The organism is Stenotrophomonas sp. 364 (assembly GCF_009832905.1).
Lineage (GTDB): Bacteria > Pseudomonadota > Gammaproteobacteria > Xanthomonadales > Xanthomonadaceae > Stenotrophomonas > Stenotrophomonas maltophilia_AP.
This window is the reverse complement of sequence record NZ_CP047135.1, coordinates 2,116,275-2,136,927: the sequence shown is the minus strand read 5'-3', so window position 1 is coordinate 2,136,927 and position 20,653 is coordinate 2,116,275. Positions and strand designations below refer to the sequence as shown.

Sequence of the window (20,653 nt, the reverse complement as noted above, 5' to 3'; positions counted from 1 at the left end):
TTTCCAGACGCGGCCGTCGGCGGGTCGGGCGCTGGGTCCCCATGTCCTTGGAGGCGAAATAAAGGGGGAGGTGGCGGCCGCAGGCCGACGCCGGAGGACATTCGCCGGAAAGGGCATGGGGACCCAGCGCCCGACCCACCGACGGCCGTCAAAAAAAAGCGTGGCGTCCACCTGCGCACCGCAAGCCGAGCCCCGTAGCGGCCGGTAGGCGCCTGGGCAAAATAAAGGAGGAGGCCGCGACTGCGGCCGGGGGACATTTGCGCCAGGCGCCTACCGACCGTTACGGGGCCCTTACGCTCGCGACCGGCCCAATCGGAGACGCCAGCCAATTCAGACGCCGCCCGCACACCGGGCCACCCGCGTAGCGCCCTGCTCACTCTGCAAGGTTTCCTGCAACAACGCGCTTCCCTCAAAGGGAAGAGAAACCTCTTTGTGTCGCGGCCCAGTGCTGCCGGGCCTTAGGCAAAAAACCGATATGCATATCCCGGCCGGTCATTTCCCGGGCAGGGTCGCATTCAGCAGACTGGCGCGCCTTCCGGGCCCCCTGCGGCAATGGCTTGCCGCACCGGAGCGTTGTCCCCCACCCAGGAATCTGCATGTCTCTGCTTCGTCGTCCGCTGCGCCTGCGGCCATTGGTCGTGTCCCTGTTGCCCCTGCTTGCCGCCAGCCCGTTCGCGCATGCCGCCGATGGCCCGGCGCCCACCGAACTGGAGGCGGTCCGGATCACCGGCTCGCGCATCCCCCGCGCCAGCGTGGAAGGGCCCTCGCCGGTCACCGTGATCACCCAGCAGCAGATCGAGGCGCAGGGCTACCGCAGCGCCTTTGAAGCGCTCAGCGCGCTGACCGAGAACACCGGCAGCGTGCAGGGCGAAGACTTCGGCAACACCTTCACCCCGGCCGCCAACACCATCAACCTGCGCGGCCTCGGCCCCAACCGCACCCTGGTGCTGGTCAACGGGCGCCGGCAGTCGGACTACCCGCTGGCCTACGAAGGCTCGGTCAACGTGGTGAACCTGGCCAACATCCCCAGCGCGCTGATCGACCGCATCGAGGTGCTCACCGGCGGCGCGTCGGCCGTGTACGGCTCGGATGCCATCGCCGGGGTGGTCAACATCATCCTGAAGAAGTCCTACGAGGGCGTTGGCATCAACGTCAAGGCCGGTACCACCGAGCAGGGTGGCGGCGACAACCAGCGCCTGCAGGTGGTGGGCGGCAGCGCCGGTGACCAGTGGGAGGCGATCTTCGGGCTGGAAATCGCGAACCGCAAGGCGATCTATGGCTCGCAGCGCGACTTCATGGATTCCCTCACCGACGACCCGCGCGGGGTCACCCCGCTGGCCACCGGCGTGGCCTACCGGCGCAATGCCAGCACCAACAGCTACATCGATCCCGGCGCCGCCGGCTGCGACGCCAGCAGCGGCCTGTACGGCGGCAGCGTGTTCCGTGCGCAGAATCCGCGCCAGGGCTGGTACTGCGGCAGCAATGAAGCAGCGGCCACGTTCTGGACCGTGCAGACCGAGAAGCGCAACATCGACGCGTACAGCGCGCTGACCTGGCACCTCAACGACCGCCAGGAACTGTTCGCCGACGTGGCCATCGGCACGGCGCGGATCTACAACAACACCCGCGCGCCCAGCTGGACCTCGTCGCGCAACTACTTCTACAACCAGAACAGCGGGCAGCTGGAAAGCTGGTACCGCCGCTTCGCCCCCGAAGAGATCGGCGGCGTGCAGCGCAATGCCAACCGCTTCCTGGAGTCGTCGTGGTCGTTCAACGTGGGCGCGCGCGGCAGCCTGGGTGCCAGCGACTGGGACTACGAAGCGGCCTACAGCCGCTCGCGTTACGAAAACCGCACGCGCCGACCGGTGCTGCTGGCCGGCATCAACGACTACCTGCTGGGGCCGAAGCTCGGCACGCGCAATGGCGTGGACGTGTATGCGCCCGATCCTGCGCGGCTGTACCAGCCGCTGACGCCGAACGAGTACGAGAGCCTGTCGTCCACCCAGGAGAGCCGCAACGCGGCCTGGCTGCAGGCGGCCACCTTCAGCGTGAACGGGCAGCTGTTCGACCTGCCGGGCGGCCGTGCGGCGCTCGCCGCCGTGGTCGAAGCAGGCAGCCAGGGCTACCGCAACCGTCCCGATCCGGCCCTGGCCACCGGCGAGTTCTGGAACACCAGTGCCGGCATTCCGTCCGGTGGCGAGCGCGACCGCTATGCCGCCGGTGTCGAGCTGCAGCTGCCCCTGCTGGAGCGCCTGACCGCCACCGTGGCCGGTCGCTACGACCAGTACCGCGCCGCCGGTGACCATATCGGCAAGGCCACCTGGAGCACCGGCCTGGAGTTCCGCCCGTTCGACAGCCTGCTGCTGCGCGCCAGTGCCGCCACCAGCTTCCGCGCGCCGGACATGAACTATGTGTTCGCCAGCGAAACCCGCGGCTACAACCCGGGCATGACCGACTACTGGCGCTGCCGCACCGCCGGGCAGGCGTATGACGACTGCGACTACAGCGGCCTCTCGATCGACTACACCAGCGGCGCCAATCCGCAACTGCAGCCGGAGACGGCCAAGTCGTACGGGGTGGGCCTGGTGTGGTCGCCGACGGCGAACCTGGACGTCACCGCCGACTACTACGACATCCGCATCGACGATGAAGTAACCAACCTGGATTCGTCGCGGATCCTGCGCGATGAGGCCGATTGCCGCCTGGGCCAGACGGTGGGCGGCGACGTCCGCGACATCAACTCGGCACAGTGCCAGGACGCGCTGGCGCGGGTGATCCGCAACCCGGCCGACGCTGCGGTGCAGCCCAACCAGGTGACCCGCGTGCTGATCAACCCGATCAACGCAGCATCCGAATCGGTGCGCGGCATCGACCTGAAGGCCACCGCGCGCTGGGATGCGGGCCGCTATGGCCGGTTCTCCACGCGGCTGGCCTACTCGCTGGTGATCGACCATGAGTACCGCCAGTTCGCCGAGGATGACGTGGTGGACCAGCGCAACTCGCTCGATTCCTACCAGTGGCGAAGCAAGGTCAACGGCAGCGTGACCTGGGCGATCAACGACTGGACCGCCACCTTGTACGGCATGCGCTACGGCTCCCTGCCCAAGACCGATGGCAGCGGTCGGATCGCGCCGTACATGACCTACAACGCCAGCCTGTACCGCACGCTCACCGAGAATGCGAGCGTGGGCCTGATCGTCAACAACCTGCGCGACAGCCGCCCACCGGCCGACAAGAATGGCGGCGGCTGGCCGTTCTACCCGGTCGGCAACTACGACCCCTACGGGCGCCAGTTGTGGCTGGAATTCGACTATCGCTTCCTGTAACGCGGACGCGTGTGCGGCGCACCGGGGCCCGGCATTGCCGGGCCCCTTCTGCATGCGCCGGCGCGGTCACGCAGGGGCTGATGATGACAGCGTGTGCCAGCGCTGCGGCCTCGCTGGCGTATGCTGCGTCGCTGCCATGGATGCGCCGTGGCGTGGACAAGGAGTGTAATGATGTCTGTTGTGTACCGACCTGCCGTACCGGCTGACGCCGCGGCCTGTATCGACCTGCGCGGGCGCACGCGCGAGAACGCGTTTTCCGCTGAACAGCTGGCCGCGCTGGGCATCACCGTGGAAAGCTGGGCCGCGGGCATCGCCCAGGGAGACTTTCCCGGGCACGTGGCCGAGGCCGATGGCGCCCTGGTGGGCTACTGCTTCGGCGACCGCGACAGTGGCGAAATCATCGTGTTGGCGCTGCTGCCGGCGTGGGAAGGCAAGGGCATCGGCAAGGCGTTGCTGGCACGGATGGTGGACGACTTCCAGGAATGGGGCATGGAGCGCCTGTTCCTGGGCTGCGCCGCCGATCCGACCGTTCGCTCGCACGGCTTCTACCGGCACCTGGGATGGCGACCAACCGGCGAGATCGACGATCTGGGCGATGAGGTACTGGAATTGCACCTGCGCGCGTAACCGCGACACTGCGCGGGTATGGCTGCTTCCACGCATGCGTGGGTAGGGACACCACGCAGTGACGGTGATGCGCAACGTGTGTCCCGATTTTCCCACGGCAAGGACGCGATGCTGGCGGCAGGTTCTGGAGGCTGCCGATGCGAACTGTCCCTCGTCGTTCCCTGTTGCGCGCCCACGGGTGGTGGTTGCTGGCCCTGTTGCCGGTGTCCGCAATGGCGGCTCCATCGTCCCTGCCACCCGTACCCCAGGTGCAGCAGATCCATAAATGCCGCGTTGCCGGGGTGGCCACGTTCCAGCGTCACGCCTGCGCCGAGGGGCAGGCCGAACAGGCCTGGGAAGTGGATGCAGTGCCAGCCGAGCGCCAGCACGCCGCCCGGATCGAGGCGATCCGGCGCGAACTGCAGGCACGCAAGCGTGCGCAGGAACCGCAGGGCCGGGCGCCGGCGGATCCGCGTCCGCGCCGCAGTACTTCGCCACGCGGTCGAACGCGCGGGCCGGTGGGCGCGGTCATCGCGCTTCATCATCAGCCGCGCATGTGCGCGAAGGCGAAGCGCCAACGCGATGTCGCCTACCGGAAGGCAGGCATGTCGCGCAGCTTCGCCCTCAGCCGGCGCATGGACGACGCCGTATTCGATGCGTGCCGCTGAGTTCGCATTGGCTATCTGGACGGCTGGGTCATCAGGTAGCGTGCCAGTGCATCGAATGCGGGCAGGGTGGTGGGATCGTTGGCGCTGTTGCCGGCCACGGGATGGGATCCGAAGCGGGCGATCACCACCTTGGCGGCAGGATCGATATACAGCGCCTGGCCGTGCACGCCGCGCGCCATGTACGCGCCATGCGGGTTGTGGCTGACCCACCACATGCCACGGTAGCTCCAGCCCGGCAGCAGAGTGTAGCCGGCCTTGGCGAAGGCGCGCTTGTCACCGCCTACCCGGATACGCGCGATGGCGGCGGCGGGGATGACCTGCTGCCCGTTGCTGCGACCGTCCTGCAGCAGCAATTGGCCGAGCCGGGCCATATCACGCAGCCCGGCATTGAGGCCGCCGCCGGCGAACGGCGTGCCGCTGGAATCGACGGTGTAGTACGCGTCCTGCTCGGCGCCCAGCCGGGTCCAGATGCGCTCGGACAACAGCGTGGAAACGGGCTTTCCGGTGCGCCGCGCGATGATCCAGCCCAGCGTATCGGTGTTGATTGTCTTGTAGCCGAACGCCTCGCCGTGGCGGCCCTGCTTCTGCACGGTCTGCAGGTAGTCGTAGTAGCTGCGTGGACCGGTGTAGCCCGGCGCGGGCGGCAGCGTGCTGCCCGCGGCGGCGTACTGCCAGACTTCGGCGTTGGGGTCGGCATAGTCTTCGCTGTAGCGCAGGGCCGTGGTCATTTCCAGCACCTGCTTGACCGTGGCATCGCCGAAGGCGCTGCGCGCCAGCTCCGGAATGATTGCACCCACGGTCTCGTTCTCATCCAGCACGCCGTCGGCGACCAGCATCTCGCCGAGTAGGCCGGTGATCGATTTGGTGACGGACATCGCGCCGTGCTGGCCGCCGGGCTGCAGGCAGCCGGCGTAGCGCTCGTAGACCACCACGCCGTCGTGCAGCACGATGATGCCGTCGGTGTAGTTGGCCTGCAGCGATTGCGCCCAGGTCATGCGGGTAGGCGAGTTCAAGGGCGTGAACGGCAGCGCGTCGATCGCCGCGTCCAGCCGCTGGGGCAGCGGCATCGCCGCCCCCGGCCCGCGGCTGACGCCTACGGTGGGCATCAACTGGCGGAAGTGGCAGGCGGTCCAGCGCAGCTTGGGGAAGGCGAAATAGTCGCTGTCGGTGTAGCGGATGCGCTTGGCTTCCGGCGGCGGGAAGCCCTGCATCCAGCCAAGCGTGCCCGGATCGGACGCTGTGACGTCCGGCGGTGCTGCGCCAGCCGTGGCGCCGTGGGCGGCAGGCAGCAGCGCCAAGGCGCCCAGCAGCGCGCATGCGGCGGCCCACCGCCACTGTGCGCGCGGGAAGTACACGCGGGTGCGAATCGCCATGGCCATGTCCTTGTGCGCTACGGGGTTCGTAGAGGCACAGGGTACTGCACCGCGCGCAGGTACAGGCAGGGAACGGGAGCAGCAACAGGAAGGGGTGCGGAACGACGCGATGACCGCCCCGCCCGGCGGCAGGCTCCCTGCAGGGCAGGGAGCCGCGTGGCTTACGGGTTGCTGGATTCGCCCGTGGGCGCCGGTGCGCTGCTTTCGGGCGTGGGCAACGACAACGCCGGGTTGCCCTGCTGGGCCTGCAGTGCCTGGATGCGCTGGTTCAGCGCGTCCAGCTGGCTGTGGCTGCTACGCAGGTCGGTGCTGAGCGAGACCGCCTGCTGCTTGGCCTGCTGGATCGAACTGCTGACCTGCAGCGACTGCTGGCGTTGCAGTTCGGCTTCCTGCTGCAGGCTGCGCAGGCGCTGTTCGTTGAAGGCCACCAGGTTCTCGGTGTAGCGCTTGCCGGCTTCCAGGCGCGTGGTGTCGATGTACACCTGGGCCAGTTCTTCGGTCTGCTGCACGAAGGTGCGGTACACCTTTTCGGCGTTGTCCACCGAATCGGTCTTGATCACGCGCCAGAAATCCTTGTCGTGGAACAAGGCGGCGTAATACTGCAGCGTGGTGGTGTTGAACAGCAGGCTGGCGCCGTAGCTGCCGTTGTAGGTGGTGCGCAGCTCGGTCAGTTGTTTGGAATCGACCAGCTGGCGAAGTTCATCCACCGTGTTGCGGACCACAGGGGCGCTGCGCGCCGGCTCGGTGGGCTCGCCCTTGGGCGCGCGCGCGGCCAGTGCCTGCGGCACCAGGCCCAGCGACAGCAGCACCAGGCTGCCCACGAGCAGACGCTGGCGGGTGGAACCCACGGTTCTTTTTTCTTGCATCATCAGGCCGTCCACGAGTGGCGCATCGGTGAAGTTTCGTCTGTGAAAATCCAGTCCCCGCCGCAGTCTAGCGTGTCCCGCCGCGCGCTGCATCCCGCCCGCGCACGCTTCGGCAGCCCTCAATACACCAGCTGGGCGGGGTTGCACTGCACTGCCTGCAGGTGCACGTCGGTGCGGCCCAGTTCCAGCCCCAGCACCAGTGCCAGGGTCTGGGTCAGCAAGGTGCCCACGCCGTTGAGCACGGGCTTGAGCAGGCCTTCCAGCACCGGCCGCAACAGCGTGCACAGCAGGCCGCTGCAGGCCACGCTGTTGGTACCCGGGTCGGTGACGCTCCCGCTGCCCTGGTAGTTGTCGAGCATGCCGGTTGGGGCGGTCTGCAGGTACGAGGCCAGGTTGTTCTTCACGCAGCTGTTGTAAGCCAGCAGCGCGCTGACCAGACCGCTGCAGCGGTTGATCACCAGTCCCCCCAGCAAGGTGCCGAGCAGGCCATCGAGCAGGCCCAGGCCCTGGCCGGTGACCACCGCGCGGTAGCCGTCCCACGCCGGTCCGTCCTTGTAGCAGGTGACCAGGCCGCAGGCATACGGAACGCCCTTGGGCACCTGCCAGTCGCCGAACGCCTCGATGCCCTGCGCGGCCGACCCGTTGCGCAGCAGGGCGATGGTCTTGTCCACGTCATACAGCCCGTTGCCGGGGTTGGCCGCCTTCAGGAAGCGGTCGGCCATCTGGTTGGCGGTATCGGCGTTGCCCATGCCCTTTGACGCGGGGTTGAGCATGCCGCTGAGCACGCGCAGCAGTTCGCGGACCAGGTCGTTGACCGCGGTGCCGATCTGCGCGCCGTTGATCCAGGTCGACCTGGTTTCGCCCGGGGACAGCGTCAGCGTTTCATCGTGGGTGAGCGCGTTGAGCTTGATCTGGTCGTTGATCAACGGCGCGCCGAGCAGGGTGAGCAGCTGTTCGTTCTGCAGGCTGGCGTCGCAGACGTTGCGCGTGGAGAACTGCGTGGCGGCGTCCACCTTGCCAACGCACGCGCGCAGCACCGAGGACTCGACGCGGATGGTGGCTGTTGCCGGTTGGGCGGCGCACTGCAGCCCGGTCAGGGTCCCCATGGCATTGGTGACATCGGCATACACCGGCAGGCGCAGGCGGATGCCAAGCGCTGTCAGTACCTTGCCCAGGCCCAGCGACAGGTTGTTGCTGTCGATGTCCACTTTGACCCGCACCTGCGCGTTGTAGGCGCGGGCGCCGGCGCCGCCAATGGCGATCGAAGGCGGCTCGATGACGGCTGTCTGCGCCTGCACCAGGCCCAGGATGCTGAGGTTGTTGACTGCCACGCCACGGCCGCCGTTGGCGATGCTGATGCTGGTGGTGATCAGGTCCAGCGCGTTGACCTCGGCCTGAAGGGCCGCCGACGCGGGACCGTCGGGCGCCACGATGCTGCCGAACAGGCCGCTGCCGGCCGCGTTGCTGCCCAGCTGCAGGTTGAGCTGGTTGATGTCCAGCTTGGTCGCCAGCGCGTCCTTGAGCGCGCGCAGATCCACATGGGCCACGCCGCTCTGGTCGAGCACGCTGGCGGTGGCGTCCAGCAACTGCCCCAGCGAAACCTTGTGCGCGGCCAGCAGCGCGTTGAAATCGCCGACGCTGATGTTGGCGTCCACCGGAATGCCCAGCGCCTGGAGCAACCCGCCGGGGGTGACGTTCGCTTGAGCCAGGCCGTCGTAGCCGAGGAGTGTGGTCTGGTCGAGGTCCACCCCGACCAGTTTCAGCACGCCGCCGAGCGGCGTGTTGCCGTTCACCCGCAGCAGCTGCGAGCCCACGCTGAACACCGCCAAGGGCGGTGCGCGCGTGGCCACGGCCTGTGCGCGCACCTGCGGCAACCCGCGGGTCTGGCCGAAGAACGGCAGCACGGGGCGTTCGGCGATGACCTTGACCGCGTTGACCGGCGCCGGGGCGGTGCCGATGAAGTGGTCGGCACTGGCGTGGCTGGGGTTCCACAGCCCACAGCTGACCTGCAAGGTGCCGGGGAAGCGATTGGCGGTGAGCGCGTTGCTGCGCGCCGCCGCATTGTCGGCACGATCGGCCGTGCACAGGTCCAGTCGTTGTGCGCCGGCCAGGGCGGACAGGTCCGCGATCTTCTGCACGTCGCGCTTGGCCCAGTACAGGTAGCCGATTTCCACCAGGCCGAGCATCGTGACCAGGCCCAGCATCACCAGCATCATGGTCACCGACATGCCGCCGCGCTGGCGGCAGGCCGATGGCAGGACAGGGCAGGGCGGTCGCGACCGGTTCATGGGATCACTCTCCGTTACCGTCACCAGTGACTTGCTTGCGGACGCTGGTGTCGAGGAATTCGGGGATCGGGTGGGTGAAGCTTTCCAGGTAGCGCGCATAGCTGAGCGAGGCCTGGTCGCCCAGGATGGGCAGGCGCGGGCCGGCGCTGGCGCCACTGGCCTGCAGCTGCAGCAGGGCGCGGGTGGTATCGCCGATCTGCGGCCGCGTGGGCAGCGGTTGGGCCAGCGGAGCACCGGCGGGCAACGGCGGCAGTACCTGGAGCGAGGTCGGTGGTGGCGGCGCGGTCGGGCCGGGCATCGGCGCTGCAGGCGTGGTGGTCGAAGGGGCGTCGCCGAGCATCTGCCCGGTCAGCGGCCGCTGCTGGGCCAGTGCCGCGCCGCAGGTGAGCAGGGCCACGCCGACAAACGCGACGCGCATGGTGCAGATGAGGGATGTCATGGCGTGCTCTCGTTGGCGTGGTGGGCGGTGCCAAAGCGTTCCAGCATTGACGGGGCCAGACGCGCATCGGCGCGTGGTGTGCGGGCGCTGCCTGCACCCGCCGGTGCGTGGTTGGCCGGGGTCTCCGCAGCGAGCAGCGCCGCTGGCGGCGTCGGTGTCGGGCGCGCGACAGGGGTCTGCCGCAACTGCTGCGCCAGCCGCTGCACTTCCTGGCGCGCGGTGTCGGGCAACGCGGCACTGCGCATGATCTGCTCGGCCATGGCCGGGTCATTGCGCAGCAGCGCCCAGACCGCCAGGTTCGCATTCGCCTTGACGCTGCCCGGCGCCAGTTCGGCCGCCTTGGCCAAGGGCTCGCGCGCCGGTTCAAGCGCGCCCGCGCGCAGTCGGGCGAACCCGAGGTCACCCAGGTAATCGGTGTTCAGCGGCTGCAGCTGCACGGCGCGGGCCAGGCTGGCCTCGGCCTGCGTGGCATCGCCGGCGCGTGCGGCGATCAGCCCCAGGCCGTGCCAGGCCGCCGCGCCCTGCGGCCCGTTGGCCAGGCTGGTGTAAAGCGCGCGAGCGGCGTCGGTCTGCTGGGTTTCGCGCAGGCCGTCGGCCTGCAGCAGGCGCAGCGCGGGGCTGTCACCGTAGCGCTGGCGGTAGGCCTCCACGTGTGCCAGCGAGGCGTAGTAGGCGCCTTGGCGTTGCATCTGCCCGATCAGGTCCAGGTACATGCGCTTGTCGTCCTGGGCCGGCGTGTCCAGCGGCGCAAGACTGAGCGGGTCCGGCTTGTAGGCGTTGCGCGCCGACCCGCAGGCGGTGCACACCGCCACGGTGAGGAGCAGTACGGCGCAGTGGCGGAACTGGATCGGCATGATGGTCACCCCAGACGGTTCACGGCATTGGCCAGGGCGATGATCGCCGGGCCCGACAACACCAGCATCAGCGCTGGCAGCAACGTCAACATCATCACGATGGTCATCTTCACCGAGAGCTTGCCCACCTTTTCCTTGAGCGCGGAACGGCGCTGTTCGCGCAGGCGCACGCTGAACTGGCGCAGCGGTTCCTGCACCGCGCCGCCGTGTTCGTGGACCTGCAGCATCAACTGCACCAGGCTGCGCAGGTCTTCGTCGCCGAAGGATTCGGCCAGGCGGCGCAGCGACTGCTGGCGGCTGCGGCCGTGCATGTAGGCGATGTTGGCCTGCTGGATTTCACGCCCCAGCACCGGGATCGCACTGCGCAGCTTGTCGCCGAGCGTCTGCAGGCTCTGGTCCATGCTGAAGCCCACGCCCTGCAGCAGCCGCAGCAGGTCGATGAGCAGCGGCAGCTCGGCCGATACCCGGCGGCGCAACCGCGTGGCCCAGGCCCGCAGCGCGAACTTTGGCACCAGCACGCCGGCGCCGAGTGCGGCCCCCATCACCACCACCCGGCTCAGTCCGTCGCCGTCGTAGAAGACGGCGGCCAGCAGCAGGCCGGCGAGTGCGATCAGCAGACGCAGGGCCAGGAACGTGGCGGTGCCCACCCGCGTGTGCCAGCCGGCCTGGTCGAGCAGCAGGCGGTCTTCCGGTGCCAGCAGCGCCGCTTCGATGCGTCCACCGTTGAAGCGCTCGCCCAGCGCGGCCAGCCAGGCCCAGCGGCGGGGTGTGGGCGCGTCCGGCGCTGGCGTGCCCGGCGCGGCCGGCGCGCGCGGCTCGCGGCTGCGCAGCGCGCCCTGCAGGGTGGCAGCGGTGCGCTGCTGCTGGCCGCTCAGCCACAGCCCGGCGATGCCCAGCAGGCCCACGCCCAGGGCGAGCAGCAGCAGGGCCACGATGAGCAGGGTGCTGGCGCTCATAGCGAGCGCGCCAGGCGGTACAGCAGGAAGCCGCCGATCAGTTCCATCAACAGCGCCGCCCCGAGAATGCGGTGGCCCAGCGGCACCTCCAGCACCGGGGCAAAGAAGTCCGGGCTGGCGATGGCCATCAGCAGCGCCGACAACGGCGGCAGCAGGCCCAGTACCCACGCCGACATGCGTGTTTCGGAGGTGGTGGCCATCAGTTCCTGCCGTGCCTGGTCGACATCGCGCATGAAGTCGCTCATGCGCTGCAGGATCTGGTCCGAGCGCCCGCCGATGCGGATGCTGACCCCCAGCACCACGGCAAGCACGTCCAGCACGTCGAGGCGGTAGGGTTGCGCGGCCTGGCTCAGGGCGCGGTCCAGGTCGAGCCCGCTGCGGGTGCCCGACAGCGTGTCATCGAGCAGCCCGCGAAGCGGCATTGGCACCTGCTGGCTGGCGGTCTGGAAGGACATCTGCAGGCTGTTGCCGAGCGCGGTCAGGCGCACCAGGTTGTCCAGGAAGTCGGGTAGCTGGCGCAGCAGGCGGCGCTGCAGGGCCAGGATGCGGCGCGAGATCCACAGCCCCAACAGCAACGCGCACAGCCCCAGGGTGATCGGCCACATCCACGCAGTGCCGATGCGCGCGGCCGCGGCCCAGCCCAGCAGCGTTGCGCCCAGCAGCCACAGGATCGGCAGGCGCCAGCCGGTACGCAGCGCGGCGCGTTGCAGCAGCGCGTCCCACGGCAGGCCACCGGCGCGAGAGGTCCCGCTGGACAGGGTGGCCGGTGCCGCAGGCCGCGCCGGCATGCCGGCCAGTTGCGGCGTGGCCGGCGTGGCGGCAAGCCGCTGTTCGGTGTGCTGCAGCGAGGCGCGCAGGCGTTCGCGGCGGGCCGCGCCCATCCACAGCTCGATGGCCACGGCCACCAGCACCAGGATCGCACTGCACAGCAGTAGCACCGTGGTCATCCTCAGTAGCCTCCGTCCAGTGCCTCGCGCAGCTGCCGCCGGAACGGCTCGAGCTTGTGCGAATGCGGGTGGAAGCCGAGGCCGACCCAGCGGTCGATCTCCTTGCCGTCGGCATCGATCTGGATTTCGTGGCGGAACATTTCCTGGGTGCTGATCAGGTTGTCGCTGACCCCGGTGATTTCCGTGATGGACACCAGCACGCGGCGGCCACTGCCAAGGCGCGAGATCTGTACGATGAAGTCGATCGCGCTGGCGATCTGCCGGCGCAGGCTGTCTTCGCTGCCCTGGAAACCGGCAAAGCCGGCCAGCATCTCGACCCGGTACAGGCAGTCACGCGGCGAATTGGCATGGATGGTGGCCATCGAGCCGTCGTGGCCGGTGTTCATGGCCTGCAGCATTTCCAGCACTTCGGCGCCGCGCACCTCGCCCACCACGATGCGGTCCGGGCGCATGCGCAGGCTGTTGCGCACCAGGTCGCGGATGCTCACCGCGCCCTGGCCGTCCGCACCGCCGATGCGGCTTTCCAGGCGCACCACGTGCGGGTGGTTGAGCGAGAGCTCGGCGGTGTCTTCCACGGTGATGACACGTTCGTCGGCCGGAATGTAGCTGGCCAGCGCATTGAGCAGCGAGGTCTTGCCCGAACTGGTGCCGCCGGAGACCAGGATGTTGCAGCGGCCCAGCACCAGTGCATGCAACAGCGCCTGCATAGGGCGGTCGAAGGTGCCCATGCGCAGCAGTTCATCGGGGGTGAATGGGTCCTTGCGGAACTTGCGGATGGACACCATGGGACCATCCACCGCCAGCGGGGAGATGATCGCGTTGAGGCGCCCGCCATTGGGCAGGCGCGCATCCACCATCGGGTTGGACTCGTCCAGCCGACGCCCCAGCGGTGCCAGGATCCGCCGCAGGATCCGCAGCAGGTGGCTGTCATCACTGAAGCGCTGCGGCGCGCGCAGCAGGCGGCCGCCTTGGGACACATGGATGTCCTTGTAGCCGTTGATCAGGATGTCTTCGATGCTGGGATCGTGCAGCAGGTCGTCAAGCGGGCCGAACCCGGTCAGTTCCTTGACCAGCGCCGCGGCCACCACCTCCATTTCCGATTCGTTGACCGGGATGCGCCACTCCTGCACGAAGATGGCGGTCTGGGTGTACACGTAGCGCGCCACCGTGTCCGGCGCCCAGGCATCGATGTCGATGCGTTCGTCTTCGATGCTGTTGAGCAGGTGCTCATGGGCGGCGACCAGTACCTTCTGGTACTCGTCGGACTGGGCAAACGGGGAAACCACGGCATCGGCCATCGTGCCGGCATCGGCACGGGCATGCGGCGGCGCGAACGGCATCACTTTGTCTTCCATGGGAGACCACTCAGGCGGAGGACGAGTTTTTCCCGCCAGCCACGCGGCAGGACACCGGCGAGTGCCGGGTCCAGTCGCGCCAGCAGCGGGGTGAGGGCACGCAGGTACGGGTCGCGCGGGGCATCCTGCAGCAACAGGTGGCCGTGGTTGGCGCTGGCGCGCAGGCGGTTGCAGTCGGGCAGGGTGGCCAGCAGCGGCAGGCTGAAGCGCGCGGCGATCTGCTGGGGTGCCAGGCCACCGGCTTCGTCATGGCGGTTGATCACCAGCTGCAGGCGGCCGTCGCGCACGCCCAGCGCCTCCAGCTGTTTCAAGGCCAGGTCCAGCGATACCAGCGTGCCGATGGCCTGGTCGGCCACGAGCCAGATTTCATCGGCGCTGTTGAGCAGCGAGCGCGGGATCTGCCGGATGGGCGCGCCACCGAGATCGCACAACACGCTTTCGAACACGCCGCGCAGGCGCTGCACGAGCACGGCAGGGTCGGGGATCGGGCCAGCTTCGCTGCCCGCCGGCTGGCCGAGCAGGGCCAGGCCACCAGGGTGGCGGGTCATGGCGGTGCGGACGAAGGTGGCATCGATGCGGGTGGCGTTGCGCAGCGCATCGGTGTAGTGGAACTGGCTGTCCAGGTTGAGGTACAGCGCGGCATCGCCGGCCGGCAGGCCGAGGTCGAGCAGCAGCAGGCTGTTGTCGGGCGGGGCCGGGTCTGCGTTCGCGGTGGTCTGGGCCACCGGATGGCCCAGCTGCTGGGCCAGCACGCCCACATGCGCGGCCAGGGTGCTGCTGCCGACCCCGGCGCGGACGCCCAGCACCAGCACCAGGCGCGCCTTGCGGGCGGTCTCGGGCGCCACGCTGCGCATGCCGGGCGTGCCGCCGGCGCGGCGCAGCACGGCGTCGATGTCGGCGGTGGGCGCGTCCAGGTCGAGGATGTCGCGGATGCCCGCGCGCAGCGCGGCAACCACGCCGTCGAGTTGATCGTTGGCGGTGGAGCCGACTGCCACCAGCGGCAGTTCGGGCAGGGCGCGCTGCAGGTGACGGGTCAGGTCGCTGGTGGCGCTGGCCTGTTCGTGCCGGAAGTCGAGCAGCACCACGCAGGCCCCGGTGCGCCGGTGCACCTCCAGCGCGGCGATCGACTCGCGGCTGTCCTCCCAGTGCACGCGGGTACCGGCCGGCAGCTTGGCGCCGAGCACGTCCAGCAGGCTGCGGTCAGGCGCGACCAGTACCAGGCTCATCGGCGGCGCCATCGGTTGCAGCAGGTGGAGGGTGGCGGTGGACATGCGGGCTGGTCTCCTGGCATCGGGTCAGCGCGAGAAGCCGGGCAGCTGGTCCGACGAGGCCGGGCTGAGCAGCCATGCGCCCCAGACCGGCAGGTTGGGCTTGGCCTCGCGGTCGCCCGGCAGCGGCACCACCGTGTTGCGGGCCAGCGGCTGCACCAGTCGTGGGGTGACGATGATCACCAGTTCCTTTTCCTCGCGCTTGTAGTTCAGGCTCCGGAAGAATGCGCCGATGATCGGCAGGTCGCCCAGCAGCGGAATCTTGTCGACGCTGGAGCTGACCGTGTTGCTGACCAGTCCGCCGATGATGAAAGTTTCGCCATCGCCCAGCTCTACCGTGGTATCGGCACGACGGGTGGTGATCGAGGGGATCTGCACGCCGTTGTAGGAGATGCCCGCGGCGTAGTTCAGATCGCTGGCTTCGGGGGCCACCTTGAGCGCGATGCGGTCGGGGCCGAGCACGGTCGGGGTAACCGTGAGGCCGATACCGAACGGCTTGAAGGTGACCGTGGTGGTACCCAGACCCTGCGGTTCCAGGATCGGCAGTTCGCCACCGGCCAGGAAGCTGGCGCTCTGCCCGGACAGGGCCACCAGGGTGGGCTCGGCCAGCACGCGGGCCATGCCGTTGTTCTGCAGCAGGTCGATGTTGGCGTCCCAGCCGTGGGTGAGCGATTTGAACACCAGGCCGAACGCGGACGACAACGGATTGGTGATCACCACATTGTCCGGACCGGTGCCCGGGTCGGTGGCCGGCGGTACGCCCGGCAGCGTGCCGCCCGGGCGGGTGATGCCGTAGAAGAAGCCGTTGCTGCCGCTGAAATTCTTGTTGGCAAAACTCATGCCGATCTGGCGCAGCACTGACTTGTTGAACTCCACCACCTTCACCTCCACCTGCACCACGCCGCCGCTGGCGATGGTGGACACATCGGCGAGTTGACCCTCTTTGCCCAGTGCCATGGTCGCCGCCTTGCGGCTCTGCTCATGGTCCAACAGGCCTGCCGCACTCCCTTGCAGCAGGCCCTGGCCATCCTGCAGCGTGAGCTGCAGGTCCCCCGACGGTGGCAGCGCCCCCTGGATCGCGCTGCGCACTTCGATCTGCATCCGCTGCGGCTCGCTCTGCTGGCGTCGCCACAGCAACAACGTGGTGGTCCCCGGCGCCTTGCCCACCAGCAACGCCTGGCGCGGCCCCCGCAGCATCACCACATCGGCGACCCCCGGATCGGCGATGGCGACCCGGTCCAGGTCGGCCGGCAACGTCCACGGGCGCTGTTCGCGCGTCTGCAGCACCACATCGGCATTGGCCATGCCCAGCACCGGGCAGGTGCCCAGCACCAGCAACAGCAGCAGGCGGGTCGGCCAGTGGTGGGAACGGTGCAGGCGGGCAGGGCGTTGGGTCATGGAAAGTCTCGGCATGGCTCAACGCGAGCCGCTGTGGGAGGAAACATCGCCGCGGATGATTTCGACACCGCGGTCCAGGCGCGGTGCCTGGCGAGGTGCACTGGCGCGTACCGGCGCGGGCGACCGGGCCGGGCTGCGGGTGCTACGGCCGGCCAGTGCGTCGCTGTCGATGCCGGCGTAGGCGTCGTTTTCGGGAGACTGCAGCGCGAGCCGCTGTTCCGGGCTCAGCTCGCGCCGTGCATCCAGCACGCCGCCGGGCTGGGCGAACAATTCCTGGTCGGGTTGGCCCACATCGGCCGGGTTGCGCAGCGCCAGGAATAGACGGCCCTGCTGTGCGCCCAGCAACAGGCGGTTTGCCTCGGCGACCGGCACCGCCAGTACCGCGCTGCGCACCGGTGCGCTGGTGCTGGTGCTGCTGGTGTTGCTGGTGGTCGATGCGCTGCCCTGGATGTCCTGCGCGCGGGCGTCGGTGCTGGCTTCGCCGGCGGTGTCGGTGGGCGCGGCCTGGCCCGGTGCGGTGTCTGCGGCGCCGTAGCTGAGCACCCGCATCCGCGACAACAACAGGCGTGCCTGCGCCTGGCCCTCGGTGCCCATGCCCTGCGGGGCGCGCAGGTTGAGGAACACGTCAACGTAGTCGCCCGGCAGGATCCGGTTGCCTGCGGCCACCAGCTCATCCACCGGCACGGCCAGGGCGCGCTCGCCCGGATTGAGACGCAGCGCGTAGCCGCGTGCCATCAGGGCACTGTTGAGTGGGGTGCCCGCGGCTATCGTGTGCACGGGCACGGCGCCGGTGGCCTCGGCGATGCTGGCGTAGCCACCCTGCGGTGCCTGCGGCGCGCTGCCGATGCGCAGGTCGGCGGCATTGATGGGGCGGCCTGCAGGCAGCTCGCCCGCGGCTTCCACCACCGGCCACTGTTGCGGCTGGCCAGCCACCTGCGGCGCGGCCACCACGGTGGGGGCGGCACGCCGACTGACCAGGAAGGCCACCACCGCCAGCAGCAGGGCCAGCGCGATCAGTGCGACGGCGGCAATGCGGGTCAGCTTGAGCATGCAACAGCCTCCACGGTGTCGGTGCGGCGCATCACGGTGTACCCAGGTCGAGCTGGGCCACGGCGGTGCTGCGGATGGGTTCGGTGATCAGCCAGCCATACACCCGGCCGGTACCCGGCAGGAACGGCTTGCTGCGGTAGTCATAGCTGACCGACACCTGCATGCACTGCGCGCTGGCCAGGCCCGCGCAGGGCGCAGGTGCACTGACCACGATGGGCGGCGCACCGGCAGTAGTGCAGTTGGCCTGTTGCCCGGCGAAGTTCAACAGCCATTGCATCGAGCGCTGCGCCGCCTGGCAGGCGGCCACACGGCGTTCATTGGGGCTGGCATAACGCAGCGAGGCGCGCGCACCTTCGGCCGATGCCTGTGAAAGGGTCTGCTGGGCGGCCATGATCATCACCCCGGTGTAGGTCAACAGCAGTAGCGGGACCACGCCGAGGATCAGCATGAACGCAAATTCGAGGGTCACCACGCCGCGTTGCCGTGTGCGTTGGCGATGCAACCTTGCGTACGCGGTCATGACGATGCTCCATAGGTGCCGTAGGCAATGAAACCCACGGTGGCAAAGGCCAGGTACGCGGCATAGGGAATGCCGGCGCGGCCCTGGCGCGATGCGTGGATCTGGCGCACGAACGGCCGCGCCTGCCACTGCTCCTGTGCACGTGCGTGCAGCCATTGCACGCGCAGCGGCAGCGTGGTGCGCAGGCTGGGCGCCAGCAGTACGCAGCCCGCGTGCGTGCCGGCCAGCAGGCTGCTCACCACCCAGATCGGCAGCAGGGCCGGCATCCCCAGCAGCAGGCCCAGCACCGCGAAGTACTTCACGTCCCCGGCACCCATCCAGCCCAGCGCATAGAACGGCAGCAGAGCTGCCAGTCCCACCACCGCGCCGGCCAGATGCATACCGGGGAACGGTGCCCCGCGCACCGCCCACATCCACAGCAACCCGCCCACGGCCACCATGCCCACGCACAGCAACCAGCGGTTGGACACGCGCCGGGCGTACAGGTCGCTGATGGCGACCTGTGCACTCAACAACACGGCCAGTACGGGCAGCAGTGACATCCGAGGGCTCCTCCATGGCGCATCGAATACGGGGTGCGAGGCACGCCGTTGGCGTTGCCGCAGGTGCGGGCCTGCGGTCGTCCATTAACCGGGTGAAGCGAAGGTCAGCCGGTGCCGGGGGTGGTCGGTGCGCTGCCGCCGGCGCTGTCCACCAGCGTCTTGAGCTTGGTGAACAGCGTAGTGAACATCTCGTTGAGGCCGGTGCGCGCGGCAACCACGAGTACGCCGGCGATCACGGCGGCGAGAATGCCGTACTCGAGCGCGGTGACACCATCTTCTTCAGTGAGAAACGTGCGGATTGAGCCTTTCATGACGGTCTACTCCCTGTTCCGTTCAATCGATTGGACTGCCTGCATGTGGATGGTGCGTCCCGGCTCCGCCGGTTCCATCCCGTAATCTGCGCGATCCCTGCGCAGGGGGCGGCTGCCGAAGCAGCCGCCGGCCTACCTGGATGCATCCAGGGCGGCCGGGTTCGGATGGCGGGGAGCAGGCGGCAACGACAGGCGCGGCGTGATCGCCTGCGCATGCGGGGAAGAAACCAGCCACGTAGCAATGAGCGTCTGCATAGGATCCCCCTGTCGTACATTCCCGGTTTCCGCCACGGAGCTGCCGGGTGATGCCTGCCGTAATGATCGGCGCCAACAAAGTCCTTCAATACACATAAACGGCAGACGTCGTTCCAACTTGAGCGCCTGCACTTTCGCCCGCTATTCGCGCCGGGTGTTTTGACAACCATTTAATGTTTATAAAGTGAAGGTGGCGTGTTTATAGAGTGAAGTCCGCGTGATGGCGGTTGTCTGACGCATTCGCGGCGCAATCACAGCGGTTTGCAGGCCTTGGGCACGCACGTGGATTCAATTGTTGGCGACGGGTTTACCGCGCGCCCAGTTCATGCATACTTGCCGAAAATGCGCATCGATAATTCGGGGTAATCAGCTCCGTTCGCGCGGATAAACTGTTCATGTACATGCTGTGTCCTGCGCACGTGCGCGGGCCAGAAGGTTCAGACGCCGCGTGGCGTTGATTGGCAGCAACAGGAAGTAGCACGGGTGGCGGCAATGGGCTGCCCGCATCCAGGCCAACGGGGGCATCACTGTCATGGTGGATGGTGCAGTGGACGGCAATGCAGATGAGCACGGCGCGCTACGGTCCCACGACTTGGCCACGCTGAGCGCGGTGTTGCGCGTCTGCGACCTGGAAACCGTGCTGCTGGATGGCAATGGCCCGCGCGCGGCGCTGCATTCCCGCGTGCATGACGAAGCGCTCTTCCTTGCCGCGCACTGCGGGTTCCACTTCCGCGGTCGGTTCATGCTGCCGCAGGACTGGTGCCTGCTGGGGTTCATCCACGCCACCGACGAGGCACGGAGTTGGTGCCACGGCATTCCGCTCAGTGCCGGCATGGTGGTGACCGTGCTGCCGGAAGGCATCAGCGAGTTCACCTTGAGCGCGGGCACGCGGCTGAGCCTGCTGCTGGCCCCCATGCAGCGCGTGCAGCGCAAGCTGACGACACTGAGCCTGCGCAGCACGCTGCCTTCCGGCCAGGCGTTGTCGCTGTTCAACCCCGACGTTTCTCGCGCCGGCGCCAGCCTGGTCGAACGCTACACAGGGCTGCACGCCACGCTTGCCGACCCCGGCGCGGCCCTGGCCGCAGACGCGGTCGAATCGCTGCTGCACGACCACATACAGGCCTTGCTGGGGGCGGGTAATGAAGATCGCCCGTCCAACACCCGGGCACGGCGCGCGCACTACCTGATTGCGCAACGTGCGGAGAATTTCATGCGGCTCAATCTGCGTCGCTATATCTACATGCATGAAATCTGCGACGCGGCCGGGGTCAGCGAGCGCGCACTGCGCTATGCGTTTGAAGACCTGTTTGGCACCTCGCCGAACCGGTATCTGTCGATGCTGCGGCTGTGCGCGGCGTGCCGTGGGCTGTCGATGGCCGACTCCAGCCGCAAGTCGGTGAAGGCGGTGGCGTTGAGCTGCGGCCTGTGGGACCTGTCCCGTTTTGCCGACAATTATCGTCGTGTATTTGGTGAGCTGCCGCGCGACACCCTGATGCGTGCGCCGGCGCAGATCGGCAGCCCGGCCTGACCACGGCGGCCATCGCCGCCTCCTGCAGCCCCCTGAAATGCACGTTTCCGGCAATCTGCCGGAATTGCGCATGCCACTGCCGGTTTTCGTTCTTGTCTTGCCG

General features: G+C 68.5%; 18 protein-coding genes. 4 read left to right on the top strand and 14 right to left on the bottom strand.

The genetic code is table 11. From position 1 onward, the window contains the following. The first annotated feature begins 596 nt into the window (after window positions 1-596). The 3 genes from GQ674_RS09795 to GQ674_RS09785 all read left to right on the top strand — a co-directional run bounded on the left by GQ674_RS09795 (window position 597) and on the right by GQ674_RS09785 (window position 4,600). A complete protein-coding gene (locus GQ674_RS09795; RefSeq protein WP_159496916.1) occupies window positions 597-3,326 on the top strand; it encodes a TonB-dependent receptor in 2,730 nt (909 codons plus the stop codon). 171 nt (window positions 3,327-3,497) lie between these two features. Continuing rightward, window positions 3,498-3,953 (top strand): GNAT family N-acetyltransferase, encoded by a 456-nt coding sequence (locus GQ674_RS09790; RefSeq protein ID WP_159496915.1) that lies wholly within the window; start codon window positions 3,498-3,500, stop codon window positions 3,951-3,953. 137 nt (window positions 3,954-4,090) lie between these two features. Continuing rightward, window positions 4,091-4,600 carry a hypothetical protein gene (locus GQ674_RS09785; protein WP_159496914.1) on the top strand — a complete coding sequence of 170 codons (510 nt, stop codon included), beginning with the start codon at window positions 4,091-4,093 and terminating at the stop codon, window positions 4,598-4,600. Window positions 4,601-4,611: 11 nt separating this feature from the next. On the opposite strand, the gene GQ674_RS09780 is transcribed toward GQ674_RS09785, so the two are convergent. The 14 genes from GQ674_RS09780 to GQ674_RS09715 form a co-directional block, all read right to left on the bottom strand. Next, entirely contained in the window at window positions 4,612-5,973 is a 1,362-nt protein-coding gene (locus GQ674_RS09780; RefSeq protein WP_159496913.1) for a serine hydrolase, read from the bottom strand. Between the two features lie 161 nt (window positions 5,974-6,134). Further along, the gene (locus tag GQ674_RS09775; protein ID WP_236546248.1) at window positions 6,135-6,821 is read right to left on the bottom strand and encodes a DUF2968 domain-containing protein; all 687 of its coding nucleotides are present in this window, start codon (window positions 6,819-6,821) and stop codon (window positions 6,135-6,137) included. 137 nt (window positions 6,822-6,958) lie between these two features. Beyond that, entirely contained in the window at window positions 6,959-9,127 is a 2,169-nt protein-coding gene (locus GQ674_RS09770; RefSeq protein WP_159496911.1) for a TadG family pilus assembly protein, read from the bottom strand. A gap of 4 nt (window positions 9,128-9,131) precedes the next feature. Continuing rightward, window positions 9,132-9,566 (bottom strand): DUF3613 domain-containing protein, encoded by a 435-nt coding sequence (locus GQ674_RS09765; RefSeq protein ID WP_159496910.1) that lies wholly within the window; start codon window positions 9,564-9,566, stop codon window positions 9,132-9,134. Then, window positions 9,563-10,420 carry a tetratricopeptide repeat protein gene (locus GQ674_RS09760; protein WP_159496909.1) on the bottom strand — a complete coding sequence of 286 codons (858 nt, stop codon included), beginning with the start codon at window positions 10,418-10,420 and terminating at the stop codon, window positions 9,563-9,565. The genes GQ674_RS09765 and GQ674_RS09760 overlap by 4 nt, the downstream gene beginning before the upstream one ends. Before the next feature lie 5 nt (window positions 10,421-10,425). Beyond that, window positions 10,426-11,376 (bottom strand): type II secretion system F family protein, encoded by a 951-nt coding sequence (locus GQ674_RS09755; protein WP_159496908.1) that lies wholly within the window; start codon window positions 11,374-11,376, stop codon window positions 10,426-10,428. Next, complete coding sequence (locus GQ674_RS09750) at window positions 11,373-12,323, bottom strand: type II secretion system F family protein (RefSeq protein WP_159496907.1); 951 nt, start codon at window positions 12,321-12,323, stop codon at window positions 11,373-11,375. The genes GQ674_RS09755 and GQ674_RS09750 overlap by 4 nt, the downstream gene beginning before the upstream one ends. A 2-nt stretch (window positions 12,324-12,325) precedes the next feature. Next, window positions 12,326-13,678, bottom strand: a complete 1,353-nt coding sequence (locus GQ674_RS09745; protein ID WP_159496906.1) for a CpaF family protein — start codon at window positions 13,676-13,678, stop codon at window positions 12,326-12,328. After that, window positions 13,663-14,949 (bottom strand): fimbrial protein, encoded by a 1,287-nt coding sequence (locus GQ674_RS09740; RefSeq protein WP_236546246.1) that lies wholly within the window; start codon window positions 14,947-14,949, stop codon window positions 13,663-13,665. The genes GQ674_RS09745 and GQ674_RS09740 overlap by 16 nt, the downstream gene beginning before the upstream one ends. A gap of 24 nt (window positions 14,950-14,973) precedes the next feature. Next, entirely contained in the window at window positions 14,974-16,251 is a 1,278-nt protein-coding gene (locus GQ674_RS09735) for a type II and III secretion system protein family protein (RefSeq protein WP_236546288.1), read from the bottom strand. A 111-nt stretch (window positions 16,252-16,362) separates the two neighbouring features. After that, window positions 16,363-17,394: a Flp pilus assembly protein CpaB gene (cpaB, locus tag GQ674_RS09730; protein ID WP_159496904.1), complete on the bottom strand. Its 1,032-nt coding sequence runs from the start codon at window positions 17,392-17,394 to the stop codon at window positions 16,363-16,365. A gap of 31 nt (window positions 17,395-17,425) precedes the next feature. Next, complete coding sequence (locus GQ674_RS09725; RefSeq protein ID WP_137189616.1) at window positions 17,426-17,914, bottom strand: pilus assembly protein; 489 nt, start codon at window positions 17,912-17,914, stop codon at window positions 17,426-17,428. Beyond that, entirely contained in the window at window positions 17,911-18,456 is a 546-nt protein-coding gene (locus GQ674_RS09720) for a prepilin peptidase (protein WP_159496903.1), read from the bottom strand. The genes GQ674_RS09725 and GQ674_RS09720 overlap by 4 nt, the downstream gene beginning before the upstream one ends. Window positions 18,457-18,560: 104 nt before the next feature. Further along, window positions 18,561-18,767 carry a Flp family type IVb pilin gene (locus GQ674_RS09715; protein WP_137189614.1) on the bottom strand — a complete coding sequence of 69 codons (207 nt, stop codon included), beginning with the start codon at window positions 18,765-18,767 and terminating at the stop codon, window positions 18,561-18,563. A gap of 787 nt (window positions 18,768-19,554) precedes the next feature. Between GQ674_RS09715 and GQ674_RS09710 the strand changes: the two genes are divergently transcribed. Beyond that, window positions 19,555-20,550 carry an AraC family transcriptional regulator gene (locus tag GQ674_RS09710; RefSeq protein ID WP_159496902.1) on the top strand — a complete coding sequence of 332 codons (996 nt, stop codon included), beginning with the start codon at window positions 19,555-19,557 and terminating at the stop codon, window positions 20,548-20,550. Window positions 20,551-20,653 lie beyond the last annotated feature (103 nt).

Coding starts and splice junctions, on each gene's coding strand:
- GQ674_RS09790 (WP_159496915.1), top strand. CDS start 3,498: ATGTCTGTTGTGTACCGACCTGCCGTACCGGCTGACGCCGCGGCCTGT.
- GQ674_RS09755 (WP_159496908.1), bottom strand. CDS start 11,376: ATGAGCGCCAGCACCCTGCTCATCGTGGCCCTGCTGCTGCTCGCCCTG.
- GQ674_RS09750 (WP_159496907.1), bottom strand. CDS start 12,323: ATGACCACGGTGCTACTGCTGTGCAGTGCGATCCTGGTGCTGGTGGCC.
- GQ674_RS09715 (WP_137189614.1), bottom strand. CDS start 18,767: ATGAAAGGCTCAATCCGCACGTTTCTCACTGAAGAAGATGGTGTCACC.
- GQ674_RS09765 (WP_159496910.1), bottom strand. CDS start 9,566: ATGACATCCCTCATCTGCACCATGCGCGTCGCGTTTGTCGGCGTGGCC.
- GQ674_RS09735 (WP_236546288.1), bottom strand. CDS start 16,251: ATGGCCAATGCCGATGTGGTGCTGCAGACGCGCGAACAGCGCCCGTGG.
- GQ674_RS09745 (WP_159496906.1), bottom strand. CDS start 13,678: ATGGAAGACAAAGTGATGCCGTTCGCGCCGCCGCATGCCCGTGCCGAT.
- GQ674_RS09795 (WP_159496916.1), top strand. CDS start 597: ATGTCTCTGCTTCGTCGTCCGCTGCGCCTGCGGCCATTGGTCGTGTCC.
- GQ674_RS09740 (WP_236546246.1), bottom strand. CDS start 14,949: ATGTCCACCGCCACCCTCCACCTGCTGCAACCGATGGCGCCGCCGATG.
- GQ674_RS09725 (WP_137189616.1), bottom strand. CDS start 17,914: ATGACCGCGTACGCAAGGTTGCATCGCCAACGCACACGGCAACGCGGC.
- GQ674_RS09710 (WP_159496902.1), top strand. CDS start 19,555: ATGGTGGATGGTGCAGTGGACGGCAATGCAGATGAGCACGGCGCGCTA.
- cpaB (WP_159496904.1), bottom strand. CDS start 17,394: ATGCTCAAGCTGACCCGCATTGCCGCCGTCGCACTGATCGCGCTGGCC.
- GQ674_RS09770 (WP_159496911.1), bottom strand. CDS start 9,127: ATGAACCGGTCGCGACCGCCCTGCCCTGTCCTGCCATCGGCCTGCCGC.
- GQ674_RS09720 (WP_159496903.1), bottom strand. CDS start 18,456: ATGTCACTGCTGCCCGTACTGGCCGTGTTGTTGAGTGCACAGGTCGCC.
- GQ674_RS09785 (WP_159496914.1), top strand. CDS start 4,091: ATGCGAACTGTCCCTCGTCGTTCCCTGTTGCGCGCCCACGGGTGGTGG.
- GQ674_RS09760 (WP_159496909.1), bottom strand. CDS start 10,420: ATGCCGATCCAGTTCCGCCACTGCGCCGTACTGCTCCTCACCGTGGCG.
- GQ674_RS09780 (WP_159496913.1), bottom strand. CDS start 5,973: ATGGCGATTCGCACCCGCGTGTACTTCCCGCGCGCACAGTGGCGGTGG.